This window comes from Sinorhizobium sp. BJ1, assembly GCF_002531555.1.
GTDB classification, from domain to species: Bacteria; Pseudomonadota; Alphaproteobacteria; order Rhizobiales; family Rhizobiaceae; genus Sinorhizobium; species Sinorhizobium fredii_B.
Genome location: NZ_NWTH01000036.1, coordinates 1 through 15,040 on the forward strand (window position 1 = coordinate 1; position 15,040 = coordinate 15,040).

13 protein-coding genes and 3 pseudogenes are annotated in these 15,040 nt (G+C 60.1%); 14 read left to right on the plus strand and 2 right to left on the minus strand.

Going from position 1 to position 15,040, the window contains the following annotated elements:
• Positions 1–419: 419 nt before the first annotated feature.
• The 7 genes and pseudogenes from CO676_RS28625 to CO676_RS28655 all read left to right on the plus strand — a co-directional run bounded on the left by CO676_RS28625 (position 420) and on the right by CO676_RS28655 (position 6,249).
• On the plus strand, positions 420–1,445 hold the full coding sequence (locus tag CO676_RS28625; RefSeq protein ID WP_097523582.1) for an alpha/beta fold hydrolase: 1,026 nt from the start codon (positions 420–422) through the stop codon (positions 1,443–1,445).
• Positions 1,446–1,515: 70 nt separating this feature from the next.
• Positions 1,516–2,586, plus strand: a complete 1,071-nt coding sequence (locus CO676_RS28630) for an alpha/beta hydrolase (protein WP_097523583.1) — start codon at positions 1,516–1,518, stop codon at positions 2,584–2,586.
• Between the two features lie 85 nt (positions 2,587–2,671).
• Positions 2,672–3,100 (plus strand): annotated as a pseudogene (locus tag CO676_RS28635) (carboxymuconolactone decarboxylase family protein).
• The gene (locus CO676_RS28640; protein WP_210202648.1) at positions 3,097–3,591 is read left to right on the plus strand and encodes a cupin domain-containing protein; all 495 of its coding nucleotides are present in this window, start codon (positions 3,097–3,099) and stop codon (positions 3,589–3,591) included. The pseudogene CO676_RS28635 and the gene CO676_RS28640 overlap by 4 nt, the downstream one beginning before the upstream one ends.
• An 88-nt stretch (positions 3,592–3,679) precedes the next feature.
• Positions 3,680–4,162, plus strand: coding sequence for a cytochrome P460 family protein (locus tag CO676_RS28645; protein ID WP_097523584.1), 483 nt, complete (start codon positions 3,680–3,682; stop codon positions 4,160–4,162).
• 17 nt (positions 4,163–4,179) lie between these two features.
• Entirely contained in the window at positions 4,180–4,896 is a 717-nt protein-coding gene (locus CO676_RS28650; RefSeq protein WP_097523585.1) for a DUF4405 domain-containing protein, read from the plus strand.
• 24 nt (positions 4,897–4,920) lie between these two features.
• The gene (locus CO676_RS28655) at positions 4,921–6,249 is read left to right on the plus strand and encodes an adenylate/guanylate cyclase domain-containing protein (RefSeq protein ID WP_097523586.1); all 1,329 of its coding nucleotides are present in this window, start codon (positions 4,921–4,923) and stop codon (positions 6,247–6,249) included.
• Positions 6,250–6,303: 54 nt separating this feature from the next.
• Here CO676_RS28655 and CO676_RS28660 read toward each other — a convergent pair whose 3' ends face one another.
• A complete protein-coding gene (locus CO676_RS28660) occupies positions 6,304–7,194 on the minus strand; it encodes a LysR family transcriptional regulator (protein ID WP_179875687.1) in 891 nt (296 codons plus the stop codon).
• A 168-nt stretch (positions 7,195–7,362) separates the two neighbouring features.
• On the opposite strand from CO676_RS28660, the gene CO676_RS28665 reads away from it, so the two are divergent.
• From CO676_RS28665 to CO676_RS28690, 6 genes and pseudogenes are all read left to right on the plus strand, one after another.
• A complete protein-coding gene (locus CO676_RS28665; RefSeq protein WP_097523622.1) occupies positions 7,363–8,340 on the plus strand; it encodes an aldo/keto reductase in 978 nt (325 codons plus the stop codon).
• A 59-nt stretch (positions 8,341–8,399) separates the two neighbouring features.
• Positions 8,400–9,517, plus strand: a pseudogene (locus CO676_RS28670) (aldo/keto reductase).
• 13 nt (positions 9,518–9,530) lie between these two features.
• Positions 9,531–10,520, plus strand: a complete 990-nt coding sequence (locus tag CO676_RS28675) for an aldo/keto reductase (RefSeq protein WP_097523588.1) — start codon at positions 9,531–9,533, stop codon at positions 10,518–10,520.
• Between the two features lie 21 nt (positions 10,521–10,541).
• Complete coding sequence (locus CO676_RS28680) at positions 10,542–11,126, plus strand: flavodoxin (protein ID WP_097523589.1); 585 nt, start codon at positions 10,542–10,544, stop codon at positions 11,124–11,126.
• 632 nt (positions 11,127–11,758) lie between these two features.
• Positions 11,759–12,061 carry a type II toxin-antitoxin system RelB/DinJ family antitoxin gene (locus CO676_RS28685; RefSeq protein ID WP_097523623.1) on the plus strand — a complete coding sequence of 101 codons (303 nt, stop codon included), beginning with the start codon at positions 11,759–11,761 and terminating at the stop codon, positions 12,059–12,061.
• Positions 12,058–12,349, plus strand: a pseudogene (locus CO676_RS28690) (type II toxin-antitoxin system RelE/ParE family toxin). The gene CO676_RS28685 and the pseudogene CO676_RS28690 overlap by 4 nt, the downstream one beginning before the upstream one ends.
• 191 nt (positions 12,350–12,540) lie before the next feature.
• Here the strand turns inward: CO676_RS28690 and CO676_RS28695 are convergent.
• The gene (locus CO676_RS28695; protein ID WP_097523591.1) at positions 12,541–13,560 is read right to left on the minus strand and encodes a LacI family DNA-binding transcriptional regulator; all 1,020 of its coding nucleotides are present in this window, start codon (positions 13,558–13,560) and stop codon (positions 12,541–12,543) included.
• Positions 13,561–13,725: 165 nt separating this feature from the next.
• Here CO676_RS28695 and CO676_RS28700 point away from each other — a divergent pair, with 165 nt between their 5' ends.
• On the plus strand, positions 13,726–14,985 hold the full coding sequence (locus tag CO676_RS28700; RefSeq protein ID WP_097523592.1) for a sugar ABC transporter substrate-binding protein: 1,260 nt from the start codon (positions 13,726–13,728) through the stop codon (positions 14,983–14,985).
• Positions 14,986–15,040: the final 55 nt, after the last annotated feature.

Sequence of the window (15,040 nt, forward strand, 5' to 3'; positions counted from 1 at the left end):
AACCCAGGCACCCGAAAGCGTCGACAATGCTCATAACCGAGCCGCCGTCCTTGACCCATTACTAGAGAACGGTATCGGTGGGAAGCGGAAGTTCGGAAGGCGCTCCGCAGGGGTCTGGATCGCCCCGACGAGCGGACTTCGATATGGAAAAGAGAGCAACACGCCTTGCATGAGGCGATGTAGCCTTTCGGTTCAGCGATGTGATGTTTACGAAGATTTCGGGAACCGGGACACCTGCCTGTGTGATGCGTTGGTTCGTCAGCCATTTTGAAGCTGAGCTTAAAGACCCATCCGGATAATCACATCTAATCAACGAATAGGAATGGCTCTATTTTTCGCGGCAAATCGGTACGTCGAGAAGGATAGGTGCTGTGAACTGGCGAAATCGTTGCGGAGTCTTGTTGCTCGCTGCCGCGGCTATGCTGACCCCTACCAACTCGGTGGCTGCTCCAATGGAGCCTCTGACGATCCAGGAGCAAGGTAGCTTCGCGATCGGCGGAACGGTGGTGAGCACCCCCGGCACCTATGACAACAGCAAGCCCACTTCAGCCGGGCAGAGTTTTCACGGCGATCATCTCTACGCTGTCTATCAGGTGCCGCAGAACCCAAAGGCGCTACCGATCGTCATGTTGCACGGCGCCTTCCAGTCGGCGCGCAGTTGGGAGACCACTTCGGACGGGCGCGAGGGCTTCCAAACCATTTTCCTGCGTCGCGGCTTTCCGGTCTACCTCGTCGATCAGCCGCGTCGTGGCCGCGCCGGCAACAGCACCGTGGCGACGACGATCGAACCCACACCCAACGACCAGCTTTTCTTCGATCAGTTCCGCATCGGCATCTGGCCCAATTATTTCGACGGCGTCCAGTTCGACCGCAAGCCGGAAACGCTGAACCAGTTCTTCCGCTCCGTCACACCCAATACCGGACCCTACGACGCCGGCGTGATTTCGGACGCGATGGCGGCGCTGTTCGACAAGACCGGCCCCGGCATCCTCTTCACCCATTCGCAGGCCGGTGGGCCTGGCTGGCTGACGGCGATTAAAAGCGAGAACGTCAAGGCGATCGTCTCCTTCGAGCCGGGCAGCGGCTTCGTTTTCCCCGAGGGCGAGCTTCCCGCGGAGATGCCGAGCGCGGCCGGCCCGCTGAAGGCGGAGGGCGTGGCACCGGCGGACTTCGACAAGCTGACCCGCATTCCGATCGTCATCTATTACGGCGACAACATTCCGACCGAGCCGACCGAGCGTCGCGGCGAAGACAATTGGCGCGTGCGGCTCGCCATGGCCAAGCTTTGGGTCGAGGCCATCAACAAGCGTGGCGGCGATGCACGACTGGTGCACCTGCCCGAGGTAGGCATCCGCGGGAACACACATTTCCCCTTCTCCGATCTGAACAATGTCGAGATCGCGGATCAGGTGTCGAAGTTCCTTTCCGAGAAAAAACTGGACTGACGGCGATCACGGCGATGCGCCGTGATCGACCGAGCATGGAACGATTTTGAGAATCTGAAGGAGAATCCGGATGAAGCGCACGATTGTGAGGGCCGCCGTCGTGGCGGCAATGACGGGGCTTGCGGCCGGCGAGGCCGGGGCGGCCGACTACAAGCAGAACCCGTTCACGCTGACCTATGAAGGCGCGCTCACGAAGAACGAGCCGGGCAAGGTCCATATTCACCCTGTCACCTACAAGCTCAACGGCCTGGACATTGCCGCCAACGTCTATACCCCGGCAAACTACGATCCGAGCCAAAAATATCCTGCGATCGTCGTGGCGCATCCGAATGGCGGGGTGAAGGAACAAGTCGCGGGCCTCTACGCCCAGCGCCTTGCCGAACAGGGCTACATCACCATCACCGCGGATGCTGCATATCAGGGTGCAAGCGGCGGCCAGCCGCGCAACGTGGACAAGCCAGCATACCGCATCGAGGACGTCCACGGCATGGCGGACTTCATCACCCGTTATACGGGCGTCGATGTCGCGCGCCTCGGCCTGCTCGGCATCTGCGGCGGCGGCGGATACTCGTTGGCCGCGGCGAAAACCGACAAGCGCTTCGAGTCGATTGCGACGTTGAGCATGTTCAACTCCGGACGGGTTCGCCGCAACGGCTTTGCGGATTCGCAATTGGCCACCATCCAGGAGCGCCTGAAGCAGGTTTCGGAGGCCCGCGCCCAGGAAGTGGCCGGCGGAGAAATTCTCTATGCGGGCGATGCCAACCTGACGGACGAGCAGATCGCTGCACTGCCGTTTGAAATCTATCGGCAGGGTTACGAATACTACTGGAAGACGCACGCGCATCCCAACTCGACCTTCAAATACACCATGAGCAGTCTGCTGGACCTGATGCGTTGGGATGCCACCGATCAGCTCGAACTGATCGACCAGCCGCTGCTGATGATCGCCGGCAGCAAGGCCGACAGCCTGTACATGAGCGAGGACGCTTTCGCCAAGGCCACTGGGACGACAGACAAGGAACTGTTCAAGATCGAGGGCGCAACCCATATCGAAACCTACTGGGTTCCCGAATATGTGGATGCCGCGATGGGCAAGCTGACGCCGTTCTTCGCCCGGACCCTTGCTTCCGACCGCTCGTAATCCGTCGACCCGATTTTTCCCGCGCCCCTGGTTCGATAGCCGGGGCGCCGTATCCTCCCCCGCAAATCCCAAGGAGCCATGCGCTTTGAAGAAACTCACCAGAAATCTGTTCGTCGCAGCCAGCCTGCTTCTGTCCGGAGGAATCTCCACCATGGCTATCGCCCAGGATCAGACCCCCGCGGCGTCCGATGCGACGGCCGGCAAGCAACAGTCGCGCGCCTAGCAGCTCTACGGCGACATCGCACCGAAGATGGCCGAACTGACCGACGAGGTGCTTTATGGCGACATCTGGGAGCGGCCCGGTCTTTCCAAGCGGGATCGGAGTCTCGCGACGGTCAGCGCGCTCGTCGCCATGAACCGCCCCGACCAGCTTCGTTCGCACCTTGCCATCGCCAAGCGTAACGGCGTCACCGAGGAAGAACTGATCGAGGCGATCACCCATCTCGCCTTCTATTCGGGCTGGCCGAATGCCGTGTCCGCGATCGCCGTCGCCAAGGACGTCTTCAAGAAATGATGTCGAAGCAAGGGAACGCCATGAAAATCGCCGCCATGACCGTCGCTTCGCTCGTCCTTGCCGCTTCGTCCGCTTCCGCTCAGTCCGATCAGGCGATCACGGTGACGCGGGCCGGCTCGCAACCGTCCACGGCAGGGGCCGCCGAGAACTTCACCGGCTCCGTTCGAGTCGACGACCGCTTCAAGGGGAGTGGTGAAGCCCGCATCAGCGGCGCCACCGTCACCTTCGAACCGGGGGCGCGCACCGCCTGGCACACCCATCCGCTCGGCCAGACTCTGATCGTCACGCAAGGCGTCGGCCTGGTGCAGCGAGAAGGTGGTCGGGTCGAGGAAATCCGACCTGGCGATACCGTCTGGATCCCGCCGGGCGTGAAGCATTGGCATGGCGCGAGCCCCTCGGTCGGAATGAGCCATATCGCCTTCTCCGAAGCGCTCGACGGCAAGACCGTCGAATGGATGGAGCAGGTGTCGGACGAGCAATACGGGCGCTGATCATCATCGCAGCGAAACCGCCGCAGGTCGCCAGCAGGCGACCCGCGGCCCAGCGTCATTATATTCTCGAATCCAGGCGAGCTTGCTCATGAACAAATTTGTATATCCAGTCGCATTAAGCGCACTTGCTGCCTGCGCCGCCTCTCTCGTCGGCTGGCAGGTCCATGCTGAGCCGAACCGCGTCGAGTTTCCCAACCTCGATGCGCTCGTTCATTACACGACCGTCAGACGCGGCGATGTGATGGAGCACATCATGACCACGCCGGCGGCCATGGAGGCCGTCAAGAACGGCCAGCCCATCCCGACGGGCACGCATTTCGTGCTGGTCGATCATCGAGACGGCGAACTCTATCGCTACTTCGTCATGCAGAAGGGTGAAGGCTTCGGCGCCGACTATGACGAAGGCCGCCGCACCGGCGACTGGCAGTTTCAATGGTTCTGGCCGGACAAATCGATCAACATGGACGAAAACACCGCGCGCTGTCAGTCCTGCCATAGCGGCCAACAGGACAGCGACTACCTCTATACCGCCTATCGCATCCCCCGTTTCGACGGCACGCCGGTCGAGTGAGCCGGGAGGTCGAGCGCTTGAGCCCCATTTTTCTGACGCGACTTGTCTTCGATCTCGTTGCCGCCGGTCTGCTGCTGTTTGCCTTCTCGTACTGGTGGCTCGGCAACGTCGCCCACGAATTGGCGGGAACCGCCATGTTCCTGCTGGTCATCGTGCACAACGCGTTCAATCGTCGCTGGTACGGTACGGTTCCGAAAGCCCGTCGCGAGGTGCGCGGCCTGTTCAATATCGTGGTGACGATTTTGCTGTTTGTGGCGATGCTGGCGTTGCTCGTAACCAGCGTGCTCATCTCCAATGCGCTGTCCGGCATCATGTCGGCCTATGGCGGCTTCACCGTCCGGCAGATCCACACCCTGGCGGCCTATTGGGTTCTGGTGATCGTGTCCGTCCATCTCGGACTGCGCTGGCCGATGCTCATGGGCGTGGCACGCAAGCTGACCGGCATAACGCAGCCGAATGCCCTGCGTACCCTTGTTTTGCGCGCCGTCGCCGTCCTCATCGCGGTTTACGGCGTCCGGAGTTCGTTCGAATTGGCGATCGGCACGAAGCTCTCGATGCAGACGACGCTCGACTGGTGGAATTTCGAGGAATCGGTTGCGGGCTTTTTTGTCCACTGCATCGCGACCGCCGGGCTATACATAGTCCTCACCCATTACCTCATGAAATGGCTACAAGGAAGGAAACGCCCGAATACCCACGCCGATCGGCAAGCGCAGGTACTTCCCAACGGTTGATGCTTGCCAAGGAGCACCAGACGAATGCCGGGTCACCCCGATCAGTCATCCGCCGAAGAAGCGCTTGCTGGCGCGGAGCGTAAGGGATTTCGGCTCGCCGTCATCGGCCGAACCGGCGCTCTGGTTGCGTTCGCCTTCTTCTATCTGACCCTCTATGCATTTCCCAACAATGTTTATGTGGCGGGTGTTCTCCTCCTCGCCGCCGCGATTGGTCTGATCCCGCTGCGATTGGCCCACAGCCGGTATGAGCGTACCGCTCGCTTTGCGCTGTTCGCGGTCGATGCGGCGGCCGCGAGCGCCATCCTTGCTTTCGCGCCGCTCAGCAGTGGCGGCGATGTTCCCCAAAATCTCGTTTTTCTGTCCAGCCGAACCGAATATTTCTATGGAATTGTAGCGGCCTCCATTCTGGCGCTGTCGCCGGCATTGGTCATCTGGACGGGCCTTTGCGCCGTCATCGGCCTCGCCAGCGCCACAGCGTGGATCATGCTGGGCATGGAGCACATCGTCAGTCTTGGGGATCTGCCATCGTCGCCCTCGCGCGATGATGTTTTTGCCGTGCTCCTCAGTCCTTACTTCCTGGGCATTCCGGTACGGGTGATCGAGGGCGTGGTGATCCTTCTGGTGACGTGTATTGCGGCGCTGGCGGTCCACCGTGCTCGAAATGTGGTTCGGGCTAACGCCGCCGGCGAAGTTGAACGAAACCGGATCCAGCGTATTTTCGGGCGCTATGTTCCGCCGCAGGTGGCCGAGCAGCTCATCCAGGCCGGGCAACTGTCGCCCCAATTGCGGACGGCGAGCATTCTATTCGCAGACATCGAAGGCTTCACGCGCCTGTCGGAAACATTGCCGCCCGAGCGCGTGATCCGGATGCTCAACAGCTTTTTCGGTGCTGCGACCGCGATCGTCGACGAGCGGGGCGGGGTGGTTGTGAACTATATTGGCGATGCATTTATTGCTGCCTTTAACACGCCACTCCCAGCCGATGACCATCCGGATCGGGCAGTTAATACAGCTCGCGACCTGCTTTCACTCGTTTCCAAACAGGTTTTCGAAGGTCACCAGGTTCGTCTAAGGATCGGTGTCGCCACCGGCCCGATAGCCGCAGGCACCGTCGGAGGTGAAGCCCGCCACACCTACACCCTCTATGGTGATTCCGTGAATTTGGCGCAGCGGCTCGAGGCGCTGAACAAGGACTTTGGAACCGATTGCCTTATCAGTGGCTCCACCTTCGATGCCCTGCATTCGGCCTGTCGAGATGCCGTCGCGATGGGGACGCTAGAGGTACGTGGCCGCGAGAGATCAGCCCGAGTCTATGCTCTCAGTGGGCAAACGCGGCATTCGAGTGCCCCCTAAGGTGCGTCAGTCCCAGCATTGCATGAGCTGATCGGCGCTTCCGAGCGAGAGACATCAATCCATGCGGTAACGAAGATTTTCGACGAGTATGGTTAGAGCGGGCGATGAGTGCCGCCGGCTCGGATAGTAGAGATGATAGCCGGGGAATTTCGGACACCAGTCCTCCAGCACCCGGATCAGCCGACCCTCTGCAATATATGGGAGCACGTGATCCTCGGGCATGTACGCCACGCCGAGACCGTCCAAAGCCGAGTACAGCCTCATGCCGAGACTGTTAAATACCAGTTGTCCTTCTCCCCGCACCTTGACCTCACGATCATCCTTTTCCAGGTCCCAAGGAAACAATCCGCCATAGGTCGGGAGGCGTATATTGATACATTTATGTCCCGTCAGGTCCTGCGGAGTTTTGGGAAGCGGATGCCGTTCGAAATAGCCTGGGGACGCGACAAGCGCCATGCGCATGTCGGGGCCGATACGAACGGCGATCATATCCTTTGCGACCTGTTCGCCCATGCGAACGCCAGCGTCATAACCTTCGGCCACGATATCGGTTAGGCCGTAATCGATGATGATCTCGACCTGAATGTCCGGATAAACGGGCAGGAACCGCTTGAGAGCGGGTTGCAGTACTGAGATAGCAGCGTGCTCGCCGGCAGTAATTCGAACGCTGCCGGCGGGTCTCTCGCGAAGCTCGCTCAAGGCGGCAAGTTCGGCTTCGATTTCTTCGAAGCGCGGCGCGATGGTGCGCAGCAGGCGCTCGCCGGCTTCCGACGGTGCGACACTGCGCGTGGTGCGGGTCAGGAGCCGCAGACCCAACCGCTCTTCGAGATTGCGGATGGTTTGGCTTAGCGCCGATGGCGAAACGCGGAGCTTTGCAGCGGCGCGTGTGAAACTGCGTTCTTTGGCGACGACGGCGAATGTGGCGAGATCGTTGAAGTTTTCCATGACTATTTGTTAGCTCATCTAAAAGGCTCATGCGCATTATAGCGGCTAATCGCAAGCTGCTGCATCACTTATCTTCTTCGCATATCGCGCGGTCCATACAGGCCGCAGAAGACTCCGGCTGAACAGGGGAGATCTCTGCTCGGTCGGAGAAGCTGGGAAGGCATGACGATGGAAGCGAGAAAACTTGGAGCGCTGGATGTCTCGGCCATTGGCCTCGGCTGCATGGGCTTGAGCTATGGTTATGGGCCGGCCAGCGAGCGCAGCGACGCGATCCGTCTCATCCGCGCGGCCCATGAGCGCGGTGTCACCTTCTTCGACACCGCCGAGGCTTATGGGGCTGGCATCAACGAGGAGGTCGTGGGCGAAGCGCTGCAGCCTGTTCGCGAGCAGGTCGTAATTGCAACGAAGTTCGGTTTCAGGGATGGCGTGCCGGCCAACGGGCTCGACAGCCGTCCCGACCGCATACGACGCGTGGCGGACGAGGCGTTGAAGCGCCTTCGGACCGATCATATCGACCTCTTCTATCAGCATCGCGTTGACCCGCACGTGCCCATCGAGGATGTCGCCGGCGCCGTCCAGGACCTTATCCATGAAGGCAAGGTGCGCCACTTCGGGCTTTCGGAGGCTGGCGTCGACACGATCCGCCGCGCCCACGCGGTGCAGCCGATTGCAGCGCTGCAGAGCGAGTATTCCCTATGGTGGCGTGAGCCGGAGACCGAGATCCTGCCGCTCCTCGATGAGCTTGGCATCGGCTTCGTGCCGTTCGCGCCGCTTGGGAAAGGATTTCTAACGGGCAAGATCGACCAGAACGCCACCTTCGGGAAAGACGACTTCCGGGCATCCGTGCCACGTTTCTCACCGGAGGCGTTGAAGGCGAATCAGGCGCTCGTCGACCTTATCGGATCGATTGCCTCGGCCAAGAAGGTGACGCCAGCGCAGATCGCGCTGGCATGGTTGCTCGCCCAGCGTCCGTACATCGTGCCAATCCCCGGCACCACCAAGCTCCACCGGCTCGAGGAGAACCTTGGGGCGGCAGACCTCGTGCTGACTTCCGACGAACTCGCGCGCATCACGCGGTCGCTCGCCGGCATCGTCGTGCAAGGCGACCGCTATCCCGCCTCGCACCAGCATTTCGTCAACCGCTGAGGCGGGCCGTTCAAGCTCAAACTCAAGAACCGCCCGACATAATAGAAGGACGAGCAGGCATGACAAACAGAAGGATGTTGGAAATGGGTCGCCGTGGTTTCCTGAGCACAGCGGGAAGTCTCGCGGCGACGCCGCTGCTCTTCGGCACCGGTTCACAGGCTTCAGCCCAGGAGACCGCTCAAGGGACGGGCGTCAACAGCACTGCATCAAAACTGAGCGGCCGGCGGAAGCTGGGCTTGCTGGAAGTCTCGAGCGTCGGCCTTGGCGTCCAGAATAATATCATCCGCACGGCCTATGGGCGCGGCGTCACGTTCTTTGATACCGCCGAGGCCTACGGCCCGCATGAGTGCGAGCGGATTCTCGGCGAAGCCATCGCGCCGTTCCGAGACAAGGTCGTGATCACCTCAAAATTCGGCTGGAACATAGACCTGGAAACCGGTGAGCGGCGCCCCGGCCTCAACAGCCGTCCGGAGCGCATCAAGTTGGCGGTTGAGGGCATGCTCAAGCGCCTGCGCACCGACCGGATCGACCTTCTGTACCAGCATCGCGTCGATCCGGAGGTTCCGGTCGAGGACGTCGCCGGCGCCGTCAAGGACCTCATGGAGCAAGGCAAGATCCTGCACTGGGCCTTTCCGAAATGGGGCTCGACACGTTGCGCCGCGCTCACGCCGCGCTACCCGTGTCGGCCGTCCAGAACGAGTATTCGATACTGTGGCGCGGGCCGGAAGATCAGGTGATCCCTGCCTGCGAGGAGCTCGGCATCGGCTTCGTGCCGTGGAGCCCGCTCGGTGTCGGCTTCCTGACGGGAGCGATCGATGAGCGGACGCGCTTGGCCGAGGGAGACATTCGCGGGATCGAGACCCGCTTCTCGCCAGAGAACCTGCCAGCGAACCTGGCGCTCGTGAAACTGCTGGGCGACTGGGCCGAGAGGAAGAGGGCCACGCAGGCGCAGATCGCCTTGGCGTGGCTGATGGCACAAAGGCCGTGGATTGTTCCGATCCCAGGCACGACGCAGATGCCGCACATGCTGGAGAATATCGGCGCTGCCTCGATCAGCTTCACGCCCGAGGAGATCGACGAACTCAATTCAGCCGTAGCGGCGATCGAGGTGCGCGGCCAGCGCTTGCCAGACGCCGTTCTGGCGTTCTCGAACGTCGAGGCGCCTGAGAAGAAGTAAAGGAATTATCGCGATGAAACACAGACATATCGGAAGTCTCGAGGTCTCGGCCCTCGGCCTTGGCTGCATGGGGATGACGGGCGTCTACGGCAACAGTGCGGACAAGGGCGAGATGGTCACGCTCATCCGCGACGCACATGATCTCGGCGTGACGTTCTTCGACACGGCCGAAGCCTATGGTCCATTTGCCAACGAAGCACTGCTCGGCGAAGCACTTCAGCCGTTCCGCGACAAGGTCGTCATAGCCACGAAATTTGGCTTCGACATCGATCTTGAGACCGGCGCGCGCAGCGGCGGCACCAACAGTCGCCCCGAGCATATCAAGGCGGTGGCGGTGGCGGCGCTGAAGCGCCTGAAGACCGACCGCATCGACCTCTTCTACCAGCATCGCGTCGATCTCAATGTGCCGATCGAGGACGTCGCCGGCGCGGTCAGGGACCTCATCGCTGAAGGCAAGGTGAAACACTTCGGTCTTTCCGAGGCCGGCGTCCAGACCATCCGCCGCGCTCATGCGGTCCAGCCCGTAACGGCGGTGCAGAGCGAATATTCGCTTTTCTGGCGCGGCCCGGAGGCCGAACTTCTGTCTGTGTTGGAGGAACTCGGCATCGGCTTCGTACCGTTCAGCCCTCTCGGCGCCGGCTTCCTGACCGGTAGGATCGACGAGAACACGAAGTTTGAACAGGGCGATTTCCGCAATTTGGTGCCGCGCTTCTCGACCGAGGCGCGCAAGGCCAACATGGCGCTGGTCAGTGTGGTCAAGGGTGTGGCGGATCGCAAGGGTGCGACACCGGCGCAGGTCGCGCTTGCCTGGTTGCTGGCGCAGAAGCCGTGGATCGTGCCGATCCCCGGCACCACCAAGCTGCATCGTCTGGAAGAAAACCTTGGGGCACTCGACCTGGACCTGACGGCCGACGATCTCGTTGAGATCGACGCCGAAGCTTCCAAGGTAGAGGTTCAGGGCGAACGCCTGCCCGAAGCCGTGCTGAAGATGACCGGACATTGATTAACATCCCGGAGGAAAGCGATGGCTCCCGACGATCCGACACGAAGGGAAATCCTGATGTCCTCGTTGTTACTACCTCTCGCAGCAGGGGGAGCCGCTTCCGTTTCCCCGGCTGCGGCTGCCCGAATAGAGGGAACGATACTTGTTGCGTATTTTTCGCGGAGCGGAAACACGCGTGTCGTCGCGGGGCAGGTCAGCAGGGCGCTACGAACCGACCTGTTCGAGATCGTACCGGAAAAGCCTTATCCTGAAGACTATTTCGAGACGGTGGAGCAAGCGCAACAGGAGAGCGGCCGTGGCTATGAACCGCCCCTTAAAAGGACGGTTGCCGACGTCGCCCGCTACAACACGATATTCCTGGGTTTTCCAATCTGGGGTATGACGTTGCCACCCGTGGTCCGCTCGTTCCTTACCGGCCACGACTTCTCCGGCAAGACGATCATACCTCTGGTCACACATGGCGGCTACGGACTGGGAGACAGCTTGTCGGTTGTGGCCAGACATACACCGCAGGCGCAACTCGCCGATGCATTCTCTATGCAGGCACCGCAAGAGAGACAGACGATAACCCGAGTGATGGATTGGCTTGGCAAAGTCCAACGGTGAACATCGCATGTTCAACTCACATGCCCGCGTCCCGCGCCGACAGTCGTATGCGCGCTCCTGGCAAACAAAGCGCGACCCCAGCAATAGATAGACGTGAGGACAAGACCGGCCTTGGTGACTGGCAGCGCTCGTCGCAGCTTACGAGCCACTTAAATCCCGGCAGGGACGACGGACCGACGCAGCAACGCGGGTGCCATCCTAATGGTGCGCTTTTGGGGCAACATAGGACATGCCCGGCGCTGTCGTCGGGCGGCAGCTTTGGGTCGAAACGCGTCGATCGCAGCTTCCGAGGTAAGCTCTGGAAGTGGTGCAAACCTGCAGCTCGGCGGCATGTATGCATGTCCGCTTCTGGGATACCACCGTGCTCTGCTCAGTGTCCGACTTGAAGGCGCAGTGCTGCCGTTCACAGACTTAAGCGTGGGCGTCGGGGGCGGACGGAATCGTGCCTCCATGAGCCCGGCAGAGCGGGTTGCTGTGATGTTCACCTTTTGGGCCGATAAGATCGCATAATGTATCAACAGGAACGGCGCTGCCGCCGGCCCGAGTCCGTGTGCATTCGGCATGAGACAGTCGCGGCGGCTCTGGAAGCTGTCATGCATGTGCATTACATTAGCGGTGAAGGAGATTTTCACATGGCTTCTAATGCACTTGTCCAGACTCGGATCGATTCTGAAGTCAAAGAGCGCGCCACGGCGGTTTTAGAGAACATGGGTCTAACGGTCTCGGACGCTGTTCGAATCCTGTTAACTCGGACAGCGAATGAGGGCGCCCTGCCGCTGGAACTTTTCAGCCACAGCGAGGCGCACGACGCTTGGTTCCCCGCCAAAGTGTTGCGGGCACTCGAGCACACCCGACGCGACGTCGACGATGCCGATGCGCACTTTCGAGAGCGCCGCGCGGCAGCTTTGCGCAAGGCTGCGGCGGGTGATCGATGAGCCTCGTCTGGGGGCGATATGCGCTTGACGATCGCGACGCTATCTTCAGTTACATCGAAAGGGAGAATCCGAGGGCGGCGGTCCACGTCCACGAGGAGCTCGCCAGCGCTGCACGTCGTCTGCTTGACTTTCCCGAAAGCGGCCGCCCTGGCCGCATTGCCGGAACTCGAGAGCTTGTGATGCCGGACCACCTATATTGCAGCCTACATGGTGATGGCGGATAGGATTCGAATTCTGCGTGTCCTGCATGGCGCCCAGATGTGGCCCAGCGAGCTCAACGACGAGTAGAAGTGGCCCACTTCCTACTTCGTGGGTCCCTGCAGTTCCCTGAGCACGCCGATCATCAAGAGGTTGACGGTTCGATCCCGTTCAACTGCATTATGTGAGTTCTGACAGGCCTCCATGCCCACGCGTTCCCGCAAATCAGGTGGCTAGCTAGTCGTCGGGATAGATAGCGGGGCGGCATCACGCCGACGGTTTTACAGAGTACACACAGATGTACGCTCGACAAGCTTGCACGAGACGACACGACGACTCGCGCGCACCTTTTCTTCAGCAATGACGCTGTTCAACCACTCGGCGCCTTGGAAACCGAGATCATAGTACGGCAATGCCGCGGTGGTCAGTTCGGGCTTCAGCGCCAATGATACGGTTCTGAAATCGTCAAAGCCAACAATGCTGACGTCCTGCGGGATTCTTAGTCCCAACGTCAAAGCTGCAATATAGATCTGAATCGCCATTTCATCATTGCCGCTCATGATCGCAGTTGGGCGATCTTTTTGCTGCAACATTTCGGTCGCTGCCGCAAACACATAATTCTCTTCTGCTCCGACCGGTCCTTCCATTCCAAGACGAATGGAGAGGTTGCTCTCCCCGAGGCCGAATTCCTTCACAGTGCGGCGGAAGGCATCGAGACGCAGTTGAGCGCCAAGCAGAATCGGGTTGAGCCTGATATAGCCGATCCTTCGGTGTCCCCGTTCAAGCAAATATCGGGTGAGGTCCCGGGCGCCCTGAAAGTCGTCAGGCTCGATGGATGGCAAGAGCTCGCTCGTCTGCGGCCGGCAGTTGATCATTACTGTCGGTATGCTCACATCGCCGGCCTCGGGATCCACGACGCGGTGGTACATCGTCACGTAGAGTACCCCGTCGATACGGTGGGACTGGAACATTTTCCAGATTTCCGCCTCCCGTTCGGGTAACCCGCCGGTGTTTGCCATCAGGATGCTTTTTCCATGCGTATTGGCCCAATCCTGGATTCCGCGCACGATATCGACCGAATAGGGAGTCGTGGAAACATAGTCGGTGATGATCCCGAACGTGTTGGAGCGGCTTGAGCGTATTTGGCGCGCGGCCATGTTGGGAATGTAGCCGAGATCACGAATGGCCTTTTCCACTCTTTCTCGCGTGTCCTCGGTCACATGCGGTTCGCCGTTGATCACCCGGGACACGGTCTTGTTCGATACCCCGGCCGCTTTAGCGACACTGACGATGCTGACCATACCGTAATCCTTTCTCTCTGAAAGCAGTTGTACACCAAGGGAATGACAACGTCGACAATTTTATGACAACGTCGACAATCCGCGTTGACAACGTCGTCATACCAAGATTATGGTTGCCTTCATGGGAGGCTGGAGTGAGAGCCTCGCTCAAGACAGGAGGATCTCATGAAGAATTTGCTTTCAGCCAGCGCGCTTGCGCTCATCTTCATGGTGGCGCCGGCGAATGCCGAAACCATCAATATCCTGGTCGAAGGCGGCGGCGAGATGCTGCAGAAGACCGTGGCTGAGAAGTTCACCGCCGAGACCGGCATCGAGGTGAAGTTCACGGTCGTTCCCTACCAGGGCGTGTTCGACAAGTTCTCAGCCGAGATCGCCTCCGGTTCATCGGCGTTCGATGTTGTTACGATCGATGTTGTCTGGAACGCCAAATTCGCCGGCCATGTTGAGGATCTCTCACCGCTTTTCACCGACGCGGTTCGCAAGGATCTGCCACCAGCTTTGCTTGCCGACGCACAGGTTGGAGGCAAAATGATCGGAATGCCCGCCTGGGCGAATGCGGAGATCGTTTTTTATCGCCAGGACCTCTTTAGCAAACCGGAGGAGCAGAAGGCGTTCCAGGAAAAGTATGGCTATCCCCTTGCTCCGCCGAAGACATGGCAACAATGGCGTGACATGGCAAAGTTCTTCACCCGCGACACGGACGGCGACGGCAAAACCGACTTCTGGGGCACCGACACCATCGGCACCTTTTCCGAAGAGTGGATGGCGCATGTGCTTCAGGCGGGCTCGCCCGGTGTGATCCTCAACAAGGATGGCAAAGTTATCATCGATAACGAAGCGCATCAGAAGGCGCTCGAATTCTACATCGCCCCGCACTGCACCGATCATTCGGTGCCGGAGAATGTGAATGAGATCGGTTGGGGCGAGGCTCAGAACCTGTTCTATCAAGGCAAGACGGCCATGATGAAATTCTGGGCCCACGCCTACAAGATGACGCCTGCGGAGTCCAAGGTCAGCGGCAAGGTCGGCGTTGCACCGATGCTGGCGGGCGATGCCGGAATCGCCGCCATTCCAGGACCTTGGTACAATGTTGTTCCTTCGACGTCGCAGCACAAGGACGCAGCCAAGAAATTCATAGCCTTTGCGATCGCCAACAATGCCTTGGGCATCGAAGCGCCGCTCGGCCTTGCCGCGACGAACTCCGCCTATCGCAGCTATTCCGGCAAGCCTGGATATGAGCATTTCACGCCGCTGATTGAGACGTTGAGTGCGCCGGCGACCCAAGGGCGGCCGATGAATGAGAAATATCAGGAAATCGTCGATGAAGCTGTCCTTCCCGCCGTGCAGCAGGCCCTGGCCTGTAAGGCGGATGTCGGCAAGGTCCTGACCGATGCCAAGGAAACGATCGAGGACATCCTCAACTAACTCTATATCCTCATCGCCGGCGGAGGAGAAAATCCTCCGCCTATCATCAGCTTTC